Annotated in this window: 19 protein-coding genes; 13 read left to right on the top strand and 6 right to left on the bottom strand. The window is 49.1% G+C overall.

All coding sequences use genetic code 11. From position 1 onward, the window contains the following. Position 1: 1 nt before the first annotated feature. The 13 genes from H8792_RS03420 to H8792_RS03360 all read left to right on the top strand — a co-directional run bounded on the left by H8792_RS03420 (position 2) and on the right by H8792_RS03360 (position 15078). Entirely contained in the window at positions 2 to 1618 is a 1617-nt protein-coding gene (locus H8792_RS03420) for a GspE/PulE family protein (RefSeq protein WP_228766915.1), read from the top strand. Then, positions 1611 to 2837 (top strand): type II secretion system F family protein, encoded by a 1227-nt coding sequence (locus tag H8792_RS03415; protein WP_185977527.1) that lies wholly within the window; start codon positions 1611 to 1613, stop codon positions 2835 to 2837. The genes H8792_RS03420 and H8792_RS03415 overlap by 8 nt, the downstream gene beginning before the upstream one ends. Before the next feature lie 119 nt (positions 2838 to 2956). Further along, positions 2957 to 3613: a hypothetical protein gene (locus tag H8792_RS03410; protein WP_185977526.1), complete on the top strand. Its 657-nt coding sequence runs from the start codon at positions 2957 to 2959 to the stop codon at positions 3611 to 3613. Positions 3614 to 3620: 7 nt separating this feature from the next. Beyond that, positions 3621 to 5855, top strand: a complete 2235-nt coding sequence (locus tag H8792_RS03405; RefSeq protein ID WP_185977525.1) for a type II secretion system protein GspD — start codon at positions 3621 to 3623, stop codon at positions 5853 to 5855. Next, a complete protein-coding gene (locus tag H8792_RS03400) occupies positions 5852 to 6058 on the top strand; it encodes a lipoprotein (protein WP_185977524.1) in 207 nt (68 codons plus the stop codon). Before H8792_RS03405 ends, H8792_RS03400 begins: the two co-directional genes overlap by 4 nt. Before the next feature lie 117 nt (positions 6059 to 6175). Beyond that, the gene (locus H8792_RS03395) at positions 6176 to 6706 is read left to right on the top strand and encodes a hypothetical protein (protein WP_185977523.1); all 531 of its coding nucleotides are present in this window, start codon (positions 6176 to 6178) and stop codon (positions 6704 to 6706) included. 54 nt (positions 6707 to 6760) lie between these two features. Then, positions 6761 to 8299, top strand: a complete 1539-nt coding sequence (locus tag H8792_RS03390; protein WP_185977522.1) for a di-heme oxidoreductase family protein — start codon at positions 6761 to 6763, stop codon at positions 8297 to 8299. A 46-nt stretch (positions 8300 to 8345) separates the two neighbouring features. Further along, positions 8346 to 9260 carry an AAA family ATPase gene (locus tag H8792_RS12725; RefSeq protein ID WP_185977521.1) on the top strand — a complete coding sequence of 305 codons (915 nt, stop codon included), beginning with the start codon at positions 8346 to 8348 and terminating at the stop codon, positions 9258 to 9260. Continuing rightward, entirely contained in the window at positions 9260 to 10246 is a 987-nt protein-coding gene (locus H8792_RS03380) for a DUF58 domain-containing protein (protein WP_185977520.1), read from the top strand. Before H8792_RS12725 ends, H8792_RS03380 begins: the two co-directional genes overlap by 1 nt. Then, positions 10243 to 12369, top strand: coding sequence for a transglutaminase family protein (locus tag H8792_RS03375; RefSeq protein ID WP_185977519.1), 2127 nt, complete (start codon positions 10243 to 10245; stop codon positions 12367 to 12369). Before H8792_RS03380 ends, H8792_RS03375 begins: the two co-directional genes overlap by 4 nt. Positions 12370 to 12475: 106 nt before the next feature. Further along, entirely contained in the window at positions 12476 to 13672 is a 1197-nt protein-coding gene (locus tag H8792_RS03370) for an FTR1 family iron permease (RefSeq protein WP_185977518.1), read from the top strand. After that, positions 13665 to 14453, top strand: coding sequence for a prepilin peptidase (locus H8792_RS03365; protein ID WP_185977517.1), 789 nt, complete (start codon positions 13665 to 13667; stop codon positions 14451 to 14453). The genes H8792_RS03370 and H8792_RS03365 overlap by 8 nt, the downstream gene beginning before the upstream one ends. Before the next feature lie 82 nt (positions 14454 to 14535). Beyond that, positions 14536 to 15078, top strand: a complete 543-nt coding sequence (locus H8792_RS03360; RefSeq protein WP_194947641.1) for a transglycosylase SLT domain-containing protein — start codon at positions 14536 to 14538, stop codon at positions 15076 to 15078. A gap of 57 nt (positions 15079 to 15135) precedes the next feature. Here the strand turns inward: H8792_RS03360 and H8792_RS03355 are convergent, their stop codons facing one another. The 6 genes from H8792_RS03355 to H8792_RS03330 form a co-directional block, all read right to left on the bottom strand. Continuing rightward, complete coding sequence (locus H8792_RS03355) at positions 15136 to 16863, bottom strand: bifunctional protein-serine/threonine kinase/phosphatase (protein WP_185977515.1); 1728 nt, start codon at positions 16861 to 16863, stop codon at positions 15136 to 15138. A 540-nt stretch (positions 16864 to 17403) separates the two neighbouring features. After that, on the bottom strand, positions 17404 to 18117 hold the full coding sequence (locus tag H8792_RS03350; protein ID WP_228766914.1) for a c-type cytochrome: 714 nt from the start codon (positions 18115 to 18117) through the stop codon (positions 17404 to 17406). Between the two features lie 12 nt (positions 18118 to 18129). Beyond that, a complete protein-coding gene (locus tag H8792_RS03345; protein ID WP_185977514.1) occupies positions 18130 to 19437 on the bottom strand; it encodes an NAD(P)/FAD-dependent oxidoreductase in 1308 nt (435 codons plus the stop codon). After that, on the bottom strand, positions 19434 to 19841 hold the full coding sequence (locus tag H8792_RS03340) for a c-type cytochrome (RefSeq protein WP_185977513.1): 408 nt from the start codon (positions 19839 to 19841) through the stop codon (positions 19434 to 19436). Before H8792_RS03340 ends, H8792_RS03345 begins: the two co-directional genes overlap by 4 nt. 16 nt (positions 19842 to 19857) lie before the next feature. Further along, positions 19858 to 21105, bottom strand: coding sequence for a hypothetical protein (locus tag H8792_RS03335; protein WP_185977509.1), 1248 nt, complete (start codon positions 21103 to 21105; stop codon positions 19858 to 19860). Beyond that, on the bottom strand, positions 21105 to 22562 hold the full coding sequence (locus H8792_RS03330) for a c-type cytochrome (protein WP_185977508.1): 1458 nt from the start codon (positions 22560 to 22562) through the stop codon (positions 21105 to 21107). Before H8792_RS03330 ends, H8792_RS03335 begins: the two co-directional genes overlap by 1 nt. Between the last annotated feature and the right edge of the window lie 573 nt (positions 22563 to 23135).

The following is a 23135-nucleotide window of genomic DNA, read 5'->3' as shown; positions in this document are numbered from 1 at the left end:
TTTGATTAAAAACGAATCTATTTTGACTACCGCCGCGTTGCAGGTGGGGTTGATTGATGTTGATACGCTGAACGACTTACGTCCGCAGGCACGCCGCGAAAGACGTTCCGTGCTGGAGTTATTGATGCGCCATTACCGTTTTCCGGAAAGCGCCTTTTATCAAGCTCTGGCACAGCAGTATGAACTGCCGTATATCCATGCGGATCAACTGGATGCAAGTGCCGCCCCGCTTGCCAGACTCTCGGTGAATCTGTTGTTGCGAAAAGAGGTATTGCCGGTGCATCTGGACGGACAGTTGTATCTGGCCATGCAGGACCCTCACGATCGGGTGGTTCTGGACTTGGTGCAACGTGCCCTGGGGGAGAAAGTATTACCGGCGGTGGCGGAGCCCGACGCTTTGAAATATGCGTTGGCGTCAATGCATGCAACGGCCGAAGAAGATGAATTCGATGCGGTTTTGGCGTTGGACGGCCTGATGAAGCAGAGCTATGTCCGCCGTGCTTCGGACATTCATATCGAACCGGGACATGATTTTACCCGTGTACGAATGCGCGTCGACGGCATGATGCAAACGTTAGGGATGCGTTTGACCCTGGCGGAAACCGAGGCACTGGTCAACCGGATCAAAGTGCTGTCGGATATGGATATTTCCGAACAGCGTTTGCCTCAGGACGGTGGTCTGACTTACCGGGTTCAGGACTGGGATTTGCCGGAAATGGACATTCGTGTCGCCTCAATTCCGACCCGTTGGGGGGAACGCATTACGATGCGTATTCTCGGAGCGATTGAAGATGCTTTGCAACTGGACCAGCTCGGCATGCCGCAACAGGTTGTCGGTCGTCTGAAAGAGGTGCTGCAGTTGCCGCACGGCATGCTACTGGTGACTGGCCCGACCGGGAGCGGTAAATCGACCACACTTTATGCCTGTATCCGGGCCATGAACGCCAATGAAAAAAATATTTTGACGGTGGAAGACCCCGTTGAACAGAATCTGCCGGGTATCAGTCAGGTGCAAATGACGTCGAAAGTGAATTTCAGCAGCGCTCTGCGTTCGTTTCTGCGTCACGATCCGGATGTTATTTTGGTCGGCGAGGTGCGTGATCTCGAAACGGCGGAAACCGCTTTAAAAGCGTCTATGACCGGGCATCTGGTACTTTCCACCTTACATACCAATAATGCCATCAGTGCGGTTTCGCGACTGGTGAATTTGGGTTGTGACCGTTATTTGGTTGGAACGACGGTGGTCGGCATTATGGCGCAGCGTCTGGTGTGTCGTTTGTGCGATCACTGTAAACAGCCCTATGAGGCGGATGAAAGTGAGCGCGCTTTGCTGGGTATGGATGCCGAAGACGGGCCAGTCACGCTTTATAAAGCGACGGGATGCCCGGTTTGTAACGGTACCGGGTGTCAGGGGCGTGTCGGTTTGTATGAAGCCTTGTGGGTTGATCACCGTGTCAGTGATGCCATCGTTGGCGAAGTGGCCGAACATCAATTGCGAGAGTCGGAGAATTTTTTCAGTTTGTGGGACAGTGCCCGCCAGAGAATTCTGGACGGAGAAGTGTCTCTGGAAGATGTTCATCATTACCACATTGATTACGGAGCCGAAACAGATGGCTGATTTTCGTTATGTCGCGCTGGATAAACAAGGTAAGGAAGTCCGCGGAACGCTGGATGTTGAAAGCGAAACTGAGGCCGCCTCCGAGTTGCGTTTGCAGGGATTGTTTATCGTTGAAATCGAGAAGCTGCAAGGCCATAAACAGCGACTGATTGATTATCTGGGGCATTTGAATCCGCGGCGTTATAAACGTGTCGCTTCTGCGGATCTGCTGATGTTTTTCCGGCAGATGTCGTTGCTGTTGCGTTCCGGACACACGATTGTGCAGGCGTTGGAGTCGGTAGAACCACTCATCAAGCGCTACCGTTTGAAAAGAGCGGTTAAACGCATGGTGGTGAATATTCAGGAAGGCATGACGTTTTCGGCGGCAATGGCTGAGGAAAAGTCGGTTTTTCCGGATATTGCCGTCAGTTTGCTCACTGCCGGAGAAGTGACCGGGGAAACGGACAAAATCATGGGGCGTTTGTCCGAGGATCTGGATAAAGCGATCGAAATCAAGCGCAAATTAATTTCCAGCTTGACGTATCCGTTGATCGTGGTTTTGGCTTCTATTGCGGTCATTCTGTTTCTGGTGATCGGGGTTGTACCGAAGTTTGCCACTTTTTTGGGCGCGCGGAATGCTGAACTGCCCGCTTCGACCCAGGCGTTGATGGACATGTCGGAGTGGATGCAGGATTACGGTCCGATGCTGGGCATCGGTGTCGCAATCGCCGTTTTTCTGATTTTAGCGGCCTATACCCAGGAAAAAAGCCGGTTTTTTATTGACCGGATGATTTTGAAACTGCCGCTGATCGGTAGCTCGATTATTGCCGCCGGGATGGCGAAAACCAGCTGGACACTGTCGATGATGCTGGCGAGCGGTTTGACCGTGCTGGATTCGGTAAGGATTGCTTCGGCGATCAATGCAAACAGCGTTTTAAAACACAGTTTTAATCAAGCGGCCGAGAGGATTGTACAGGGTGAAAAACTGGCGGTCGCTTTAAGACAGAAAGAAATTCCGGATATGGTTTTACACCTGGTCGCTTCGGGTGAAGTGAGCGGGGAATTGGGCGAAGTGTTCGATGAATTGGGTGCTTTTTACCACAAAGAGTTGGATTCGCGGATTAAGGCGATGACCTCAATGATCGAACCGGCTTTGACGTTGATCGTCGGCGGAATGGTTGGGTTTGTGTATGTGTCTTTTTTCCAGGCGATTTTTGCCGTCGCGACGGGTGGAAGGTAATGAAGGGCTTTGCTATGCAATTTATTAACAAGATGAAAAAAATCGAATGCGTAGGCTCTGTACCGAAAAAGGAAAAAGTGTTCTTGAGCGTTTTACGCCTTCTTTGCCTGGGGTTGGTGATGAGTTATTCGCTGCACGCCTATGCCGAACCTGAGGACATCAATGTCGAACAATTGCAAAAAAATGCGCTGCAGATGTTAAAGCAGCTGCCGGATGGCGTCAGCGGCAAAGCGCATCAGCAGGTGCAACAACTATTCGATTATTACGGCAACTTGAATGAGAACTCACGGTTATCGAGTGAGACCGTTTCAGAACGGGAAACGACTGGCCGACAACAGAACCTCTCGCCGCAGAGGAGCGGTCTTGAAAGAGAGGGGCTCGACGATGCGGACGTAGCGTCATCCGCTCTGCAGGATCGGCAATGGTCATATTCTCCGGAGGCCAGCCGGGATCCATTTGCCTTGACGCCACGATTGATGCGCAGCAAACGCAGTGCAGCGGGGCGAAAACCCGCCCAGACGGAATACAGTTTTACCCGTCTGACAACTGATATCAAACTACCCAAACTGTCTCTAAGAGGTTTGATTATCAAATCGGAAAACGATAAGGCAGCGGTTCTCGAAGTGGGAAGTTTGGGAACTTATATTGTCAGAGAAGGTGATACGGTGAGTATTCCCGACGGTGGTTTTAACAATGTGATCAAGGTGACTCGGATTGATCGTCTGAGTTTGTTGATTGAAGTCGGAAAGCTGGGTGAAGTGATTGTTGTTAGGTAATTTGAAAATGAAAAAGTCCATGAAGGCGGCGCTACTGACCTTATTTCTGGCAACCCTGCCGGGAGCGCTCTATGCAGAAGATTCAAAAAATGCGGATCAGGAAGAAACGTCGGCGAAAACACTCTTTGCAGCCGAAGAAGTGCAAACGCCCAAACAAAAAAGGGCAGATTATATTGGCGATATCGAGTTTAAAGAATTGACCACTCAGGATGCAGTGAGAATTTTGTCCGAACTTTCGGGACAGAATGTCATCGTAACCAAAGATGCTTCCAAGGTGCGTTTTTCTCTGTTTATTCGCAAGGCTTCACTGGAAGAAGCGGTTGACAGTATGTGCCGAGTGACCGGTTTATGGTATCGCAAAGGTCAGGATTCGAACGTTTTCGTGGTAATGACCCGTGATCAGTTTAAAGAAGATGTACTGGTATACCGTAATGAATCGACCAAAGTCTTTACTTTGAAACATCAGAACGTCGTCAGTGCGGCAAATTCCATCCGCGCTTTGTTTGGCACGCGGGTGATTCTGCAGGAACCGGAAACCGATGAAAGTTACGAATTCGACGGAGACATGGATTCGGGGAATAGCAGTTCCGGCAGCAGCGTGAGCAGCAACCGAAATTCGAGAAACAACCGTTCAAGAAATAACAATTACCAGAATCTCGGCTCAAATGCACAAGCTAATGAATTGGCTGGTGATGCGGAAACGCTGGAATCTCTAACTACCGCAAAGCTGGAACAGATCGGGGCGAGAACCCGGCTGACGGAATCAGATGTGAGCGGAATGATTCAGGCGGCGCCGATTCGCGTGACCTATAACAGCCTGCATAACTTGTTATTGGTAAGAAGCAGCGACGAAAGGGCTTTGCAGGACATCGAGCAGTTGATCAAAGAGATCGACCAGCCCGCGAAGCAGGTTTTGCTGCAAATGAAAATTATGCGGGTTGCTCTGGGTGAGGACGAAGATTCGGTTTTTGATTTTCAATATACCGATAGCAAAACAACTTCCGGGCCGAGTTCATCGTCGACGCAGAATCCGCTGAGTTCAGGCAGCAGTATTCCCGAGCAGGTGTTCGGTCTGGGGATGAAGCCGGATCAGTTGACTACCGGCAGCCTGCTGTTTCAGGTGGCAAACAGTAACTGGCTCGCCAAGCTGGCGTTTCTGGAAACGGAGAATCGTACCAAACTGATTTCCACCCCTTTGATTATGGCATCGAATAACAAGGAGGCGGAGATCTTTATCGGCGAGGAACGTCCGCTGGTTGAAAATGTCTCCTCGTCAGGGGGAACCGTATCCGATGGCGTCGTGCAGCCGATTGTGGTGACAACGGAAATCTCTAAAAAGGATATTGGAACGAAATTGAAAATCTGGCCGCGGATTAACTCCGATGCAACGGTAACGTTGGACATCGAGCAGGAAATTTCCCAAATCAAGGAAGGGGCGGCCACGATTCCGGTTTCAACCGGTGGATCGACTTTGGAAAATTATTCGATCGATACCTACACTACGACTCAGCTGACCTTGACGGCCGTTGCCAAACACGCCCAGACCATTGCGATCGGCGGTTTGATCGAGGAAAGCAAAAGCGACGATGTTAGAGGAATCCCGGGTGTGAATAAAATCCCGGTTTTAAAAGACGCTTTATCAAGTAAGGAAAAAGCTTTCAGTCGTAGTGAACTGGTGATTCTTATCAAACCCTATATCTATGACTCGGTTGATCTGACCGGAGAAGGCCTGAAACGGGTTCAGCAGGAACTCAGTCTGGATGAGCAAAAGGATCTTCTAGATGACGAGGCGCGAAAATCTGCCCGAGAGCGCGGTAAATACGGTGATCTGAACCTGCAGAATATGGAAGCGGTTGCGCAGACGGTGCAAGAACTGTTAAACGATCCGGGACAGTTTGATAGCGGAACCGGACTTGACTGGTTCCATGATTCTCTGTTGGTGAATACACTGGGAACCGTTGAGAAAAACGGTTTGTTTTTCACCCGGGTTGTGGTCACCAATCAGCAGAGATCCAGGTTGATGTTGGATGAAAACAGTCTTGGAGATTATTGGAGTGGGCTGGCGTGGGTTTTCCCCCACGGAGAAAAAGAGGTTCGGATCGATGGTTATGCAACCCGTTCGGCGATCTTGATTTCCGGTCAGCCGGTGGAACAGGTTCTGGCTGCACAGAAGGTTCCAGTGCGTTATGTCATGAACGCTGCCGGGAACGGACCGGCGGCCGGGATCGGAGTCAAAAAATGAAGAAAATCATCTTGATTGCTTTGGGGGCGGTCGTGTTAAGTGCCTGTGCTTCGTCGCAATCCGTACAGAAACGTTTTCAGCTTGAGGGCGAGCGTCGAGCGGTTGCGGAAAAAGCGGTGTTTCCCAAGTCGGGGATGGTGGTGTTGTATCTAAAGAGCGATGCGACCGAACGCAAATACAAGCGAATGGATTTTGCGTATTAGGTGAACAGCGGGAGTATCCGAAACGGAATTACCGTATGTCTCTTGCGGCATGCCTCAAGCAAGCAGAAATCGCGTTCTTTGAGGTGTTTAAGTTGAACGGGTTCGGGGAGAAAAACCATGTCTGAATTATTTTGGGTAAATTTGTTTCACCAGTTTGCAGTGGGATTGAGTGTCGGCTCGTCCACCTTTGCACTGGTTTTCTATTATTACGTGGTTGCGGCGGGAGAGACTTTACCGGAACAGCGTAAATTTATGCATATCGTCTATTTTGTCTTGCGTATCGGGATGATGTTGATTGTGCTGTCGGAGTTTGCCATTTTTCTTTACAGCTACCATATCAACAATTATCTCTATTGGATGGCGAACCCCGAGGTTCTGATGCGGCTGACATTGTTCACCGTCATTGTGATTAATGCGCTTTTAATGCACAAGCGCTTAATCAGCATGTGGATCGGTCCGGTTATTGCAGGAGGGTCATGGTATGCATTTTTCTTCTTTAGCGTCTTTGTTGATATTCGCTGGGTCGAACTCGGTTTCAATTATGTTACCTTGCTGTCCGGTTACCTGCTGTGGCTGTTGTTGTTGGGTATTTTTCTATCTGCTTTGCGTCTGTATCTGACACGCGCGCAACGTTTGAATGAAGCTTGATTTCCTAAGGGCACCGGGAAACGTGGGCAAATAGTTGAAAGTAAGGAGAGAGCTATGCATTCGGGAGAGGTTTCTAACGCCCCCCCGGTTGAAGAGATCGGGAAAGGGGGGCTGAGTCGGGTTTTGATTATCAGCCTGTTCGGCCTTGGGGTGGCGCTACTGGCGTTGCTGGTTCAAGCGTATCGTTCCTATGTCGTGCCGTTTGAGGGGTATGGCGAAGCGTCGATGAATTATCTGGAAAAAGAAGATCCAAGAAGCTTAAGTGGAGGCGATTTGACGCATTTTCATTCTGGAAAACTGGCGTACGAACAGGAAGCGCCAAACCTTTCCTGGGGATTATCAGCCGCCTTTGATCGCGGTGACGGAGTGTTTGAACGTACCGTGACCCCGTCAGTTCCGTCAAACTGGCGATATGATGCGGATGGTTTGGGGCCTCATTTTAATAATGTTTCCTGCGAAGCGTGTCATGTAAGTGACGGTCGCGCGATGCCGCCGAAAAACCGTTTTGAACCGCTTTCAGGAATGTTTTTCCGTATTTCCGTTCCGGGTAAAGGGTTGCACGGTCAGCCAATGGCACCCCATCCTGGGATTGGTTATCAGATTGCCGATCGCGGAATTGAGGGCGTTCCGGCGGAAGCGGATACACGGATTTCATGGTTGGAAATGCCTGGAAGTTTTGCGGATGGAGAATCGTTTTCGCTGCGTAAACCGATATTTCATATTTTAACGTCGGCTAATGTCGATATCCGTTCGGATTCGATCATTGAAGCGCGGATTGCCAATCCGGTATTTGGTTTAGGATTGCTGGAAGCGATTCCGGAAGAGACGATTTTAAACTGGGCAGATGAAAGCGATGCCGACGGCGATGGTATTTCCGGCAAACCGAATTATGTCTGGAACCCGGAGAAGGGTGAAAACGAGCTGGGGCGGTTCGGTTGGAAAGCGAATAACTCCACCTTGCGGATGCAGACTGCGGATGCAGCCTTTAACGATATTGGCTTGACTAACCTGATGTTTAGAGAGTTAACCAGCGAATACCATCCGGATTTCCTCGCTTACCAGAATTGCCGCCCGGAGCAGAAAGAATGTCTGCAGGCCTACGATAGCGGCAAGTTGGAAATGTCTGAGGCGCAAATGAACGATGTGACGACCTATCTGCAATTTCTGGGGGTGCCTTATCGTCGTGATGTGACGAATCCACTGGCCTTAAAAGGCGAGGCTGTTTTTCATCAGATCGGGTGTGCGAACTGCCATAAAACCGAGGTGAAAACCGCTGGACACAAATGGTCGCGCCTAAACAATCAGACAATCCATCCTTATACGGATCTGCTCTTGCACGATATGGGGGAGGGCTTGTCAGGGCGCCCTGATTTCAGGGCGGAAAAACGTGAATGGCGAACTGCGCCGCTATGGGGCATTGGTTTAACGAAAACCGTAAACGGACATGACTATTTCCTGCATGACGGTCGGGCTCGCGGGCTTCAGGAAGCGATTCTCTGGCACGGCGGCGAAGCGGAAGCCGCCAAGCAGAGATATATGCAATTGGAAAAGGCTAACCGCGAAGCGCTTCTGGTATTTTTGAATTCACTCTAGGGCTGTCAACAGACCCAAATGACGACGTATTTTTAAAGGAATAAAAGTGACAGATAACAGAACCAAAGTGGATGCGGTTTTAAACACCCTAAATCAGATTATTGTCGGTAAACCACATGAGTTGAAACTGATTTTCAGCTGTTTTCTAGCGGATGGGCATGTACTGCTGGAAGACCTGCCGGGTACAGGAAAAACCCTGTTGGCGCAGGCACTGTCGCATGTTACCGGACTGGAGATGAAGCGTGTTCAGGGGACGAATGATTTGTTGCCGAGCGATTTAATCGGAACTCAGGTGTTTTCCAAGCAGGATGAGACTTTCCGTTTTATTGAAGGGCCGGTGTTTACCTCTCTGCTGTTAATGGATGAGATTAATCGTATGCCGCCAAAGTCGCAAAGTGCGCTTTTGGAAGCGATGGAAGAGCGCCGTGTGACCGTTGGTGGCGAGCATAGACGTTTGCCGGTGCCTTTTTGGGTAGTGGCAACACAAAACCCTTATGGACAGTTGGGAACCTTTGAGCTGCCGGAAGCGCAGTTGGATCGTTTCCTAATGAGTCTATCGCTCGGTTACCCGGATCGTCAGTCGGAAGCGGCAATTCTGTTAGGTGAAAACAAACGCGATTTACTGCATAAAATTGCACCGGTAATGAGTGTAGATGAACTTATGGCACTGCGTTCAGCCGTTGCGCAAGTCAATCTCTCGGAAAACCTGGTTGAGTATGTGCTGGACCTGCTACAGCAGACTCGTTTTACAGACGGTTTTGAAAGTGGACTTTCGACCCGTGCTGCCCAGAGTTTACTGCGTGCCGCTCAGGCGTGGGCCCTGATTCGCGGTGATAACAAAGTTTTGCCGGCAGATATTCAGGAGGTGTTTATTCCGGTGGCGGCGCATCGTCTATCGGGTGAGCGCCATGCGGTAATCGCTAAACTACAGGCGATTCTTGATCAGGTAGGAGTTGCTTAATGCAGCAGGCGAAGCTGGGCGCTTTACGTTTTAAACCGACTTCTCTGGGATGGGTTTTCGCGCTTATGGCGGTGATTGGCTGGGTAATGGCGGTAAATTACAACAATAACCTGCTGTTTATGCTGGTGTTTGTACTGATAGCGTTACTTTTAATATCGCTACTGCTTGGTTGGCTCAGTTTTGCGAATTTGCAACTGGTCGGCGTTAAAACCGCACCGGGCTTTGTTGGCGAAAAGTTGCAGTTACAGCTGTTTATCCGTAATTCGGGGCGAACGCTGGCGGAAGCGGTGTTTGTTGATTGTCGACAGCAGAACGGCGGTTGGGAGAATATTACCGGCAAAAGTACGCAAAGCGTTGAGTTAGAACTGAATGCCGAGCGTCGTGGACAGCTTGCATTGACACCACTGAATCTCGCCAGTATCTATCCGGTCGGGCTGTTTGTGTTCTACCGCAAGGTGCAAACCGAGTTGAGTGAATGGGCTTATCCGGCGCCAAGAGGGGCATTGCGTCTTAAAGAGCTGTTAGACCAACAGCAGAATCACAGCGGCATTGAAGCGGATGAAATGCAGTCGCTGCGTCACTATCAACCTTCCGATAATCCAAGCCATATTAACTGGAAAGCTTATGCCCGCAGCGAAGAGCTGATGAGTAGTGATTTTAGCGGTGGCTTGAATGCCAGTTCGTTAATGATTGACGGCAATAGCCTTAAGCATTTACCGCTGGAGCTTCGTTTATCGCAATTGGCCAAATGGGTGCTGGAAGCGGAAAGATTAGGGCTGGAGTATGGTTTGAAACTGGATACTTCGGTGCTTAGTGCTACTAAAGGCCATGCTCATAAGCATCAGTGTTTACAAATGCTGGCAGCCTATCAGATGGAAAAGAGCGAACAAACGGTACCAGAGACGCAACAAGCACCAGCTGCGAATTTTATGAGCCGTGTTAAAACCCTGCTGGCGCGCGATATGGGGCGAGGCAAGTCGGCATGAAGGCGCATTTAGCATTTTTTGTTGAGCGTTTTGAAGGCCGCCTGCTGTGGCTGGTGTTTGCGCTGTTCATGCTAAGTCTGGTTTCGGTATCACCATTGCTTGCCGATTGGTTATGGTTGGGATTGACAGCGTTGCTACTGTGGTTTGTGGCGGTACGTCGCTGGAAATCGCTGCGACGCTGGAATCCTCTGGTGATGCTGGTGACGGTCAGCGGTTATATTGCCGCTGTTTTTCTAACGCAGCTTAACTGGCTTTCGGCACAGGTCATTAGTGGTTTTCTGGTGCTGGTGGTACTGCTGAAACTGATTGAGATTCAGAAAAAGTCCGAAGTCTTGTGGATTATTGCCGCCATGCTGGTGCTGGTGGGAATAGGTACTCTGTATTGGAATTCTATTCAGGGATTTGCGTTCCTGATGTTATTGCTTTTTGGCATGCTGTTTTCGCTGGTATTGCTCTTCCAAAGCGGGTGTTTGCAGTGGCAACGTGACCTGTTTGTCTCCTTTAAATTATTTGTTTTGGCAATGCCGCTGGCAGTCTTGATGTTCTTTTTAATGCCGCGTTATGAAGGGCCGCTATGGGATTTAGGCATCGCTTTTGGGGTGCCGATTAATCTGACACAATCTGCACCACCGGAGCCGATGTTGGAGGGTAATCGCCTGCGCAGTGACCGTTTTAGCGATTTTCTGAGTCAATCGAATACGGTTCTAATTGCCGAATTTAAGGGCAAGGTGCCTTATAAAAGTGATATGTACTGGCGCGGGCCGGTGTTTAGCCATTTTGACGGCAAGGAGTGGTATATCGATGACGAAGATATGAGCCGTAATGGTTTGATGCGCGATCGGTACCGCACCAAAAAGCAGTGGCAGAAGGTCATCAGCTACAAGGGGACGCCGCAAAAATATCATGTAAAGGTGATGCCACATGGTCAGCGTTGGCTGTATGCGCTGGACACTTCTACTCCGGGTTCTCCGGAAACCTTTTTAAGTCGTGATTTCCAGTTGATGAGTATTCGTAATCTTCATCAGGAGTTCGGTTATGACTCTTACTGGATACAGGATTTCCAGCTTAAACCGCAGGTTAAAGACCAGGATTGGTTTGATGCACTGGACTATCCGCAAGGGCAACACCCGCGTTTACAGCAGTATGGCATAGAGCTGGCGCAGGATTACGGTGATGAAAGTGAGCGTATTCTGGCGCTCTATCGTGAGTTAAAACAGTCGTTTTATAAGCGTGAGCGCAGTGAAGCTTTGCAGGATAACTATCTCGACAAAGTGTGGTTTGACGATCGTGGCGGCAGTGTGCTGGACATGGCTTCGGCAATGGTTCTGATTTTGCGCGCATCCGGTATGCCGAGTCGTTTGGTGACCGGTTTTCGAGGCGGTAATCTGGTGGCGCTGACCGACTATGTAATGGTCAAGCAGTCGCATGCACATATCTGGGTTGAGACTTGGGTTACCGGGCAAGGCTGGACTCGTGTTGAGGTGCAGGATTTTATTAACACTGCTAAAAAACAGGTTAAGAGCGCCTTGGCTTCGGAACTCAAGTCAGCACCGCGGCAACAGACTGACAAACAAAAAACTGTTGATTCGAGCAAAACAGCCATAGGCAAAGAAGGTAATTATGCTCAAAGGCCGCCAAGTGAGCGTGGCTCTTCCGAGGTGCAGGGGCATTCGCAAGAGAGCTGGTGGCAGTGGTTGGATGATTGGCTGGTTGATTATGATGCCGAAAAACAACAGGCGCTGTTTGCAAATGACGGCGATAAGGATAGTGCATCGATATTACGTTGGGGACTGCTGTTTTTGCTCGTGCCGCTACTGCTGATTCCGGCGTGGTTATTTATCAGTATGCTGCGTAGCCGTAAGCCGCAAGATCCGATTCAGCAACTCTATTACAAGCTACAGAGCCGTCTGCAAACGCAAGTGCAGGCGCGTGCCGGTGAATGCCCGTCGCACTACTTGCAACGGTTGGCACAAAAGGATGAGAGTCTGGCGCTACTGGTAGAGCCTCTGATTGAACAGTATCTGAACTATCGCTACGGCGCGCAGCAGGACGCAAATGAACACTTGGCGGCAAAACAGGCATTAAAAAAACAGTTTACAAGAGTATTGGGCATGCTCAGTTAAGGCTTTATGCCACCAAAGTCTGCTCTGGCGTGCTGCAAAACAGTTTGTTATGCCATAGCGAATTTGGCACAGAGGTCCAAGGATAGATTTTAAGAGGTTTAATTAAATGAAACAGGGTTTTTGGTTGCACTGGATGAAGATTGTCAGTGGTGTGTTGTTTAGCAGTGTGCTGTTGATGGCTACGCCTGCGCAGGCGGCGGATTTTGGTTCTGTGGATGAAGTGACGCAGTTGCTTACCGTAGAGGCGGATAAGTTATATGCCGCCTATGACCCGCAAAACGGTGTGCAAACTGGTAATGCCTATTCACGTCTGTATTTTGATGTTTTTGAAGCTTCCGGCATGGAGTTGGATATTGGACTGTTGGATCAGAATCTGGTGGTCAAAATCGAATCGGATTTTGGAGACTTAATCGGCTTGGCAATGAAGGGCGAGCCAAAAGTCAAGTTGCAAGCGCCCTTAGCATCCTTAAAACAGAATCTGGCGACGGCCGAGAAACTTTATGAAAACCGTAGTTTTACCTGGACCAGTCAGTTTTTGCAATCGTTTGTCATTTTGTTGCGCGAAGGCGTTGAGGCGCTATTGGTGATTACGGCTCTGGTCATGTATTTGAAACGTTCCGGCAATGCTGACCGCGTACCGTCGATTTGGTTGGGAGCAGTTTTAGCGGTTGTGGCAAGTGTGCTGCTGGCGTGGGGCATGATGAAACTGATTTCGGTTTCAGGAGCCTATCGTGAAAATTTTGAGGGCAGTGTCATGATCTTCGCCGCCTTAATGATGCTGTATGTTTCCGGCTGGTTGTACCAAAAACGCAACATGGATTGGAAGCAGTCTTTGTTTTCACAGTCGGAACAGGCACTCGGAACAGGTGGGGTGCTGGCAATGGCGGGAGTGAGTTTTCTGGCGGTGTTCCGTGAAGGGGTCGAGACGATCTTTTTCTATCAAGCACTTTTGGCGGATGCCGCCAGTGCTTATGAACCGGTTTTAGCTGGTATCGCGGCAGCTATGCTGTCTTTGCTGGTGATCTACTGGGTGATGAAAAACCTTAGCTACCATTTCCCGATGAAAGGCTTCTTTGTGTTTACGGCGGTCTTCCTGTTGTTCATGAGTTTTAGCTTTATCGGCAAGGGCATTATGGAGTTGCAGATGGGCGGGGTACTGGACAAGACGCTGCTGCCTGTAGATTACAGCCTTAGCTGGATTGGGCTTAATGCCAATCTGGAAACGCTTATCGCACAGCTGTTACTGCTGATGACGGTGTTGGTATTTTTCGTAATGAGTAGAAGGAAAGCGGTAAGTGTCTAATCTGTTAGCTATCTATCCTGACTGGTTACTCTATAGCTTTATTGCAGTTATCGGTTTACTGTTCGGCAGCTTTTTCACTATGGTGACCTGGCGTATGCCGCGTATGGTCGGCATGGGACTTTTGGCTCAGATTAAAGCCATGAGCTGGTCGCGTTCTCAATGCCCAAGTTGCCAAACCGACTTGACCCCAAAACAGTTAATCCCGCTATTTAGTTGGCTGTTTTATCGTGGGCGTTGTGCCAATTGCGGCACTCGCGTACCAAGCCGCTATTTTTGGATTGAGCTGTTTACCGGTCTTATGACCTTATTGCCGTTTGTGTTGTTTGGTTTTACCGAAAAGGCTCTGCTGTATGTACTACTGATGTGGTTTCTGGTGTTGATTTTTGTTATCGATATCGAACATCAATTGATTCTGGACAGCCTGAGTTTGCCATTGCTGGCGTTAGGCCTGACGGTGAATGCTATTTGGGGATTTGTGGATATTAAATCAGCTGCGATTGGTGCCGCTGCGGGTTATCTGTCGCTATGGCTGGTGTTTTGGGGCTTTAAGCTGGCAACCGGCAAGGAGGGGATGGGCTATGGTGACTTTAAGCTGTTTGCCGCCTTGGGTGCATGGTTCGGCTGGCAGGCGCTATCGCCGATTTTATTGATTGCCGCTTTGACCGGTATTTTTTGGGGCATTTTGCAGATGGCAGTACAGGGCGCACAGAGCAGGCAGTTTGCTTTTGGGCCTTTTTTGATTTTAGGGGCTCTTGCGATATTGGTCCTGCAAAATTATTAACTTTTTTAAATTATTTATAAGTGTTTGAAATAGTTTGTTATTGTTGTTTTTTGACGCGGGTGTTGAGAGAGGTTGATTATTGATGGATTGGGTGACGTATCGGTATGCGGTAATTATATTGTCAATTTGCTTTATTGGACCTTCCTGTGTGTTGGCGTCAGAGGCAAATGATGTGCGAAAGGAGGTGTTTCGCGGGCATATAGAAAAATGTGCATTATTAGATTATCAACGGTTGTTAATAGCTCAAGCAAAAGTGGAGTCAGAAATGAATCCTTTTGCGATTGGCTTGAATTCAAATAGTCGTCTTCGTTCTCAGCCTGAGTCAAAGAAACAAGCGCTCCTGCTGATTTCCGGTTTGCAAAGGAGCGGAATGAATTTTGATGTTGGTCTGTTGCAGATAAACTCTCAACATTTTGAAGAAGGTGGTTACCTGAATAAAATGGGATTTGACATCGAGGATGCTCTGGACGGGTGTCGTAGTGCGGTTATGGCATCATTGATTCTGCTCGAAGCGCATTTGAGAAGTGGGCATATTTTATCGGCCTTATCCATTTACAACACGGGTTCCCCTGTCAAAGGGATCTCTAACGGTTATGTGAAGAGCGTGCTGAAAAACATGCTTTAATGTTTGCAACAGCCACTTTGTGTATACCAGTTATTCAAACGGTTTTTTCTGAAAATTCTATTTTGTGATAATTACGATCAGAAGCGTCAGAAATAAGAATAAAGAAAGTCCTTTCCAGAATAGCAGAGGATTGCTTTCGATGAGCGGCGGTTGATGTTTGCTGGCGAACTTCGAATTCGGATGATTCAGGTCGGCGAAGAATTCGGAGATTTCCTCGTAACGTCTCTGCGGGTTCGGATTGACGGCTTTTTTGATGGCTTCATCGACCCAGGCCGGTATTTCCGGGTTTTCAATACTCAGGCTGCGGTATTTCAATTTTAGTTGCGCGGCTCGGGTATTGGCCTTGGCAACGTCCGTTCCATAGGGTAGTTTACCGCTCAAGAGCTCGTAAGCGATAACGGCCAGAGAGAACTGATCCGAACGTTTATCGCCGGTGTTGCCGAGAAAAAATTCCGTCGCACTGTATAACGCCGTGCCGATATTTTTCTCTTTTTTCTTCGGGTCTCTAAGCTCGGCGACGCCGGGAATTTTGACCGAACCGAAATCGATCAGAGTTACCGTTCCGTGATTATCGATCATGATATTGTGTGGTCGCAGATCGCGGTGCAGGATTTCCAGACGGTGCAGAGCGTATAACGCCTGAATGACCTGGCCGATAATGCTGCGCATGGTTTGCAGATCGGCTTTCTTGTTGTCTTTCATCCACTGGTGCAAGGTTTGCCCTTCGATAAATTCGCTAACGGTATAGAGGTAGTTGCGTTTGCGTTCAGGCGGGAAAGATTTCAGCAGATGCGGATGATTCAACCGTCTGGCGATCCACTCTTCCATTAAAAAGCGTTCCAGATAGTCGAGATCGTGTTGCTGTTCCAGAGCGGGAAGCTTCAAGATCACTTTTCTTTCGCTCTGGATATCCTGCGCAAGATACACATAACTGCGGGTGTTGGCCGAGAGCTCTCTGAGAATCAGATAACCGTCGAACTCTTCTTTGACTTCCAGAGGACGTGAGAAAGGCAGCTGATCCAGCTGGTGCTTGATTTCATGTAACTGAAACTCGGGCAGTTGGGTGATTCTGATAATCTGAATGCTTAAGTTATCGTTGCTGCCGGCGTCATAGGCCGCTTGAAGAATTTTCTGCGCAGCCTGATCCAGATCGTCGACATATTCTTGCGTCAGTTGCGTTATGGATGTGTTATCGACCCATTCGTAAATACCATCGGTGGCAAGAATAAAGATGTCTCCGGGATTGGTGCTGACTTCGTGATAATCCAGATTCAGGAAGTTTTTTATTCCCATGGCACGGTTTAAATAACTCTGCTCTTCCGAGATCCAGGTTCGGTGATCTTCCGTCAGTTGGACGAGGCGGTTGTCTGCCAGCCGATAGATACGGCTGTCACCGCAATGGAACAGGTGTGCGCTATGCGATTTTAATATCACGGCGCTGAAGGTGGTTACATAGCCTTTATTGAAATTGCGGCGGTTTTGGCTTTTTCGGGTTTGCGCGTAGAGCCATGAGTTAATGGCGTTAAGCACTCTGACGGCGGATTTTTTCACCGGCCAGGATTCCGGCGTACTGTAATAATCTTCGAGGAAGTTACTTACTGCGGTTTCGCTGGCGACTTGACTGACTTCGCTGCTGCTGACGCCGTCCGCCAAACCGATGGCGATGCCTTTTGATTCCAGCAGATAATCTTGTGGAATGCACAGACCGTGGAAATCCTGATTGACGGGTTTGCGACCCGCTTCGGAAGCTTGGCCGTATTGGATTTGCAGTTGGGCGTGTTTCATAGGTTTTAACGGGTCTTAATGCATTACGATTGAACGGTGAAAATTAATATATAACCTGTCGAGGCTGTATGAATATGGCGTTGGATGAAATAAAGGCTACAAATAAAAATCCGCCGGGCGGAAAATGCCTGAAACGGTAAAAAAAATCGTCCAAATCAGATTAGAGAATTTCAGGAAAAACCGAACTTGGTTACGAAGCAGATGTAGCGTGGCGCCTAAAACAGAAATCTAAATATAGCATTAATAACGGGATCGGAAAATAGCTCGCTTTATATTTAGAGGGATCGGTGATGGTGAGGTGGATTTTTGGCTAAATTAAAGAAGCATTGAAAGACAATTTCGGCCAATTAAAGGGGTTTAGAGAAGGTCATTTGCTAGGAGAAAATAAAAAGCCGAGCAATAAGCACGGCCTTTTATTCAGGAGAGGTTGTTAAGGATTAAACAACGGTGATCATACTTAGCAGCCACATTAAAAACACTGTGCCGAAAGTCAGAACGAATCCCCAGAAAATGGCTTTCAAACCGTTCATCTTGACCTCCTTATTGTTTACTCAACGATGCATAATACTCGGCTAGGGCTTCGATTTCTGCATCGGTCAAATCGTGAGTGAACTGCGACATACCTTCATTAATATCGTTGGTACGGTGCCCGTTCTTATAAGCATGCATGGTACGGACGAAATACTCCGGAGTCTGTCCAGCCAAAGCCGGGGTGATATCTTTACCTTCTCCATGAGCGCCATGGCAAGAGGCGCAAGGCGTAATCATGCGATTAAAATCACCTTTGCGCACCAATAGCTCAATTGCCGGATCAACCGTCATAGGGGTAGGTTTTGCAGGAATCACCTGGCTTGCATAGTAGGCGGCCAAGTCGGCAATATCCTGATCGCTCAGGGTTTGCGCGGCGGTAATCATCACTGCAGATTTACCATTGCCTTCATTGCGCAAAGTGCTCTGATAGTCTTTCAGGGTTTTGTAGGTGTATTCCACCGTATTGCCGGCAAGACTCGGCGCATTGCGCGATGGAGCCACTCCTTCTGCACCGTGACAGGCCATGCAGAAGTTGTTTTTATGCAATGCTTCGCCTTTGGCAGCATTACCGCCAGGCAGGTTTGCCGCAGTCTGATCCCATTTTGCCAAAGTCCAAGGCTCCGCTTTGGCAGCGTGGCCGTGTTCGGAGGCCAAGGCACTCATACTGTATGCGACGCCCAGAGACAAGGCGCCGAATAAAACGATTTTTTTCATCTTAATCATTGTCGAGGCTCCTTAGCTGAACATGTCTTTACGGAAAGTACGCTGCCAGTTTTTGGCAACTTCGGCGCGAATACGATTGACGCTTGGGTTTTCGCTGATTTTCGAAGTACGTACCTGTGTCAGGAAGCCTTTGCCTTTGGTTTCGCCCGTATAGCGGAAGGTGGCGGTAATGGTCATACCGTAATCTTCACCGGCCATGGCAACACAGTTGTTGGTAATGAACGGGGTGCCGGGCTCTTTGCCGGCAAGCAGATCGTTAATGGCTGCGGCGACCACTTTCGCCTGATTGCTGGCCACATAGCCGGTTTTCGGCATAGGCGCATCGACGGTGTCACCAATTACATAAACATCAGGATGGACTTTAGAGGCAAAGGTCTTAGGTTCGTAAGGTACCCAGTTCTTGCCTAAAGCCAAGCCGTTGGCAATTGCGAAACGACCGGCTTTTTCTTCCGGAATAATGTTGATGACGTCCGCCTTGATTTTTTCACCGCCAACGGTCGTGACGATTTTTTCAGCAGCATCCAGCTTGATAACCGTTCCGCCTTTTTTTGCAGAAACCCATTCGATACGCGCATTTTCCTGGCCGAAATTGTGGTGCTGTTTCCAGTAGTGTTCAAAGTGATTTTGGAACACATAGCTTGTTTTCGAATCCAGAATCAACAGTTTGGCTGTCGGGTTACTCTGCTTGAGCATATTCGCGATAAAAGAGGCACGTTCATAAGGTGCCGGTGGGCAGCGATACGGATTGCTCGGTGCACTGATTACCATAGTGCCGCCCTGACGCATGGAATCGATCTGCTGCTTCAATTTAAGCGTTTGCGGACCGGCTTTCCAAGCATGCGGGAAATCGCCTTCGGCCAATTCGGCATCGTAGCCGTCGACAAACTGGTAGTCGAAATCCGGGCCGGGAGAAACGACTAATTTGTCGTAGCTGATTTGACCGCTTCTGATGGTCGAAATCTGATGACCTTCGTAATTGATTTCGGTTGCAATATCCTGCACTACATCAATATTGAAACGACTTTTCAGGGTGTTGTAGTTGACGGTCAGGTTTTCCAACGTCTCATGGCCGGATAGAATCTCGTTACTGCCGGGGCAAAAGGTGTATTGCGGATTCGGTTCAATCATGGTGATCTTGACGTCGGCATTGGCCAAACGCATGTATTTGGCAAACGCCGCACCGCCGATACCGCCACCGACGATGACGATGTGTGCACTGCTTTTGGCATAGGCCTGTTTGGAAGCACCAAGCAATCCGGTACTGGCAGCCGCGCCTGCACCGAACAGTTTAATGAGGTCGCGTCGGGTAATCTGGCTCATTTGCCTTCTCCTTTAAAGTCAGGGCGAGTCCATTCTTCGGCTTTCTGAGCAGCGAAATAATCCGCCATCGCTTCGATTTCCGTATCGGTAAAGACGTAAGCGACGTCATGCATCACGATGGTCGGAAAGGCATTCGCGCGGAACGCTTTCATCAACTTAATGAAATTTTCCTTTTTCATTCCGGCCAATGGCGGCATAGCTTCGTTAAATTCCGCGCCCAAGGTGCCGTGACACGCAGAGCAGTTATCTGCCAACATTTTCCCTGTCGGCATGGGTTGTGACTGAACCACCTTATCGATCTGTTCCTGAGTCAGTTTCTTTTTACCGCCTTCCGCTGCGATAGCGGAAGGGGCGGCAACCGCAAATGCGGTGGCCAACAGGGTGGCAATGACTGTTTGTTTCATAAAGCTTTCCTTTTCCTTACTGAGCCCAAACATAGAAGCCGACGACGAAGAACTGGATAATCCATAGAACCACGATCCAGATGGAAAGGGTCCCCAGTTTATTGACGCCGGCACCCGGAGTGTATACTCCAACGGTTTGCCCCGATTTCCATGCGATGGTCAGGAAATAGCTCAAGACCACCCCGCCGACAATCGCGAAGGTCAGGAAGAACAAGCCGGTTGAGTACCAGTCCATGACGATCTTGTAATCGAAGAAGTCATAGTGGAAGAAGCCGTTCAGGATGTCGTAGCGCAGAATCTCGCGAGAGATCGCTACCACCAGACCGATCACCAACGCCATCGGTAAAGCCATATAGCTGCAGAATCTCGCTTCGCCACGCAGACGCAACTGAGCCCATAGTGCATAACCGATGACGGCCACACCACCCAGGATGCCCCAGATTGAGGTTGCGAAGTTACCGGCGGTTTCCGGCAGAGTGACCATCCACATGACATACAGCACTGTGGCAATTACCGAACCGACTTTGATCCATTTTTTACCGACTTCGGCCGCCCAGTTCAGGTAGTCGTGGTCGGCATCTTCACGTACCGACTTGAAGCGACGGTAAGTGACCAGCATCGCACCGGTCACCGGAATCGACATACTGATGAAGAAGGCATAACGCCAGATATTGAACGCATGCAACTGATCACCGCTGTAATCCAACTTGCCGTTTTGCATATACCACTCTTTCCACAACTCAGGGTGCAAGATCTGCGAAGTCAAGCTGTGCATGATAAAGCCCACGACCAGCATTAGAGCCAAGCTGATCAACATCGACCAACGTGAACTAGGCACCGCCGTCTTATCGGCATTCTTCGAGTTGCGGAAGTAGAAGTAATACATCGCCCAGTACGCCAAAATCAAGATGACGATAAAAGCAATAACCCAGTCCGCAGACAAGACGTTCGAGGTATACCAGTGCGGATCGTAAATAACCTGTACGAACAACAGCGGTGCAACCCCGATCACCACGGCCACCGAGACCGAGACCTTGGCGATTTCCAGCATGGCCGCACCCAGACGGCGCCAGTAAGCATTCTCTCTAAAGGCACCGTAAAGGGTGATGGCGGAAGTACCCAGCATCAACTGAACGAACAGAATGTGCAGAGCGAATGTCAGTACACCCAACCCGATGAAGATAATCGGGAAGGTCGGAATCCCTGCAGGGTTACGCAGGGCGTACATCATTTCCGTAACTTGTGCTACTTGTGACGCATCCATTATTTGACCTCCTGTACAAAATCAAGAGCGGCAACCTTATCGGAAGCGTTTTTCTCAGCCAACGCACGATCACGTTGCGCGATTTCCGAATCGATCGCTGCGGTCACTGCGGCCTGGCCGCCGTTGTTGTTTAGAACCAAGTAAGCCGCCAAGGCATCCACCTCGGAATCGGTCATTGGCATTTTGGGCATATAAGCGATATTACCGGTGGTCAACACCCCTTTAACATACTTGGCAACGCGTTCCTGAGACACGCCTTCAGGGAAGTAACGGTGCAGAGGACGGATACCGGTCTCGCTTGGAGAGTGACAGTTCGAGCAGTAAGTCATCGCAATGAATTCACCCGCCTGAATCTTGTTACCTTCATTCACTTCACGAAGGTGTTCCGGGGTAAACGGATGCGCTTTCAAAATCCCGACTTTCTCCAGGAGAGGCAACTGCGACTTAATGTCCATCCCAGGGACGTCACGACCGATAACCTGGTTCGAGTAGACGTACTGTCCGGCAACCCAAGGTTTACGCATCGATTCACGCGCGGTCTCTTCCGGCCACAGACCGGCGACCAGAATGATCACCGCCATGGCACCGGCAAAACCTTGTACCAGAGTCTGAGGGCGGATCATGGTAATAATGAAGTACGCCAATGTACCGGCCAATACCGCCACGATGCTTGGCATGAAGTAATCCGGTAGACGGTTTTCCATAACCAATAGCGCTTGTTCAGGAACGGCAGTCAGATACCATTGGAACATCAAGGCACCGACGATGGTGGAAATGATCCCCAACCAACCCAGCTTGCGCGCCATCTCTTTCTTGAAAGCAGGATCTTTGATCCCGGCGATGACGATCCCACCGACCACGGCGGTGATGGTGAACATGAAAGCGGTACGCATACCCAATTGGATAAAGGTGTTGGTTCCGTAGAAACCGTTCAGGTAACCACCGTCTGCGAACCACTGTTCTTTACCAGGCAGCATCATGAACGACAAGATACCGACGATGATCAGCATGGTTGCCCAGGAAGCCAGACCGAAGATCACAGAGATCTTCATGTGGGTACGCTTATCAACTTTACCGACCAGGTAGACAATCATATAGACCCCAACGACCTCAATGACGAAGAAGACCCACTCGGTGGCCCACTTCCAAACGAAGGAGTGAATCAGGGCACCGATTCCGTTCGGGCTGGCGACGGTGGTGGAATACCAGATCCCCGGACCGGTAATGGAGCCGGCCACGTAGGTGAAGACCAACAAGAAGAGGCCGTATTTTTTAATGAAGTCCAGAAGATCTTCACGATCTTCGCGGTAGGCTTTATGAGAGAGATAGGCGAAGAGTAAGGCGGCCCCGACGGAGGTGTGAGACGCCAGTACGTGGAAGGTTGCGATGAGAGCAACCACCCAGCCGGAACCGACGGTCGGTTCGTACCAGGTTGGATATAGGCTTATCAAGTCCATATGATTATCCCTTGCATTAGTAAAATTGATTTTGATATAAGTCTTCGCTTATATTCCGGCTATTGTAAAGTTGATGGATTTGGCTTGAACAACTAAAAAAATTTATTAATCCATGTATAAAAAATTTATAAATGGTTGTTGTTTAATTAAATTTATGTGAATCATGCCTGTAAATCAGGCGAGGCGATGTTGTGTTTTTATGACTTTCTCATTCAGGAAGAGGAGGTTGCCATTTAGTCATGAGCGAGGTTGAAAAGGTTTAATGAGCGTGCCGTTTTGGTATCGAATGTTTTAGAAAGGCTGTTTCCGACACTAAGTTTTAGGTGCACTTAGATAAGCTTACTTTTTGCTTGGCTTGACGGCAAATTAAAATTGTTTTGCCAGGAGTATTGAATCTCTTTTTGGATCTTACACCGAAGGAAAACAAAAAAGCCTGCTTGCGCAGGCTTTTTATCGGATGTTTGCTGTTTTAGAGTTTTGCCACTCTTAGACAACTGTGATCATGCTAAGTAACCACATTAAAAATACAGTACCGAATGTGAGGATAAATCCCCAGAAAATTGCTTTCATACC

Source organism: Thiomicrorhabdus heinhorstiae (genome assembly GCF_013391765.2).
Lineage (GTDB): Bacteria > Pseudomonadota > Gammaproteobacteria > Thiomicrospirales > Thiomicrospiraceae > Thiomicrorhabdus > Thiomicrorhabdus heinhorstiae.
The sequence above is the reverse complement of the archived record's forward strand: the minus strand, read 5'-3'. Positions and strand labels throughout refer to the sequence as shown.

Excerpts from the sequence above, each read along its gene's own strand:
- H8792_RS03395 (WP_185977523.1), top strand. The coding sequence starts at position 6,176 with ATGTCTGAATTATTTTGGGTAAATTTGTTTCACCAGTTTGCAGTGGGA.
- H8792_RS03380 (WP_185977520.1), top strand. The coding sequence starts at position 9,260 with ATGCAGCAGGCGAAGCTGGGCGCTTTACGTTTTAAACCGACTTCTCTG.
- H8792_RS03400 (WP_185977524.1), top strand. The coding sequence starts at position 5,852 with ATGAAGAAAATCATCTTGATTGCTTTGGGGGCGGTCGTGTTAAGTGCC.
- H8792_RS03345 (WP_185977514.1), bottom strand. The coding sequence starts at position 19,437 with ATGAGCCAGATTACCCGACGCGACCTCATTAAACTGTTCGGTGCAGGC.
- H8792_RS03355 (WP_185977515.1), bottom strand. The coding sequence starts at position 16,863 with ATGAAACACGCCCAACTGCAAATCCAATACGGCCAAGCTTCCGAAGCG.
- H8792_RS03360 (WP_194947641.1), top strand. The coding sequence starts at position 14,536 with ATGGATTGGGTGACGTATCGGTATGCGGTAATTATATTGTCAATTTGC.
- H8792_RS03330 (WP_185977508.1), bottom strand. The coding sequence starts at position 22,562 with ATGGACTTGATAAGCCTATATCCAACCTGGTACGAACCGACCGTCGGT.
- H8792_RS03410 (WP_185977526.1), top strand. The coding sequence starts at position 2,957 with ATGAGTTATTCGCTGCACGCCTATGCCGAACCTGAGGACATCAATGTC.
- H8792_RS03340 (WP_185977513.1), bottom strand. The coding sequence starts at position 19,841 with ATGAAACAAACAGTCATTGCCACCCTGTTGGCCACCGCATTTGCGGTT.
- H8792_RS03370 (WP_185977518.1), top strand. The coding sequence starts at position 12,476 with ATGAAACAGGGTTTTTGGTTGCACTGGATGAAGATTGTCAGTGGTGTG.
- H8792_RS03375 (WP_185977519.1), top strand. The coding sequence starts at position 10,243 with ATGAAGGCGCATTTAGCATTTTTTGTTGAGCGTTTTGAAGGCCGCCTG.
- H8792_RS03405 (WP_185977525.1), top strand. The coding sequence starts at position 3,621 with ATGAAAAAGTCCATGAAGGCGGCGCTACTGACCTTATTTCTGGCAACC.
- H8792_RS03335 (WP_185977509.1), bottom strand. The coding sequence starts at position 21,105 with ATGGATGCGTCACAAGTAGCACAAGTTACGGAAATGATGTACGCCCTG.
- H8792_RS03415 (WP_185977527.1), top strand. The coding sequence starts at position 1,611 with ATGGCTGATTTTCGTTATGTCGCGCTGGATAAACAAGGTAAGGAAGTC.
- H8792_RS03350 (WP_228766914.1), bottom strand. The coding sequence starts at position 18,117 with ATGATTAAGATGAAAAAAATCGTTTTATTCGGCGCCTTGTCTCTGGGC.
- H8792_RS03390 (WP_185977522.1), top strand. The coding sequence starts at position 6,761 with ATGCATTCGGGAGAGGTTTCTAACGCCCCCCCGGTTGAAGAGATCGGG.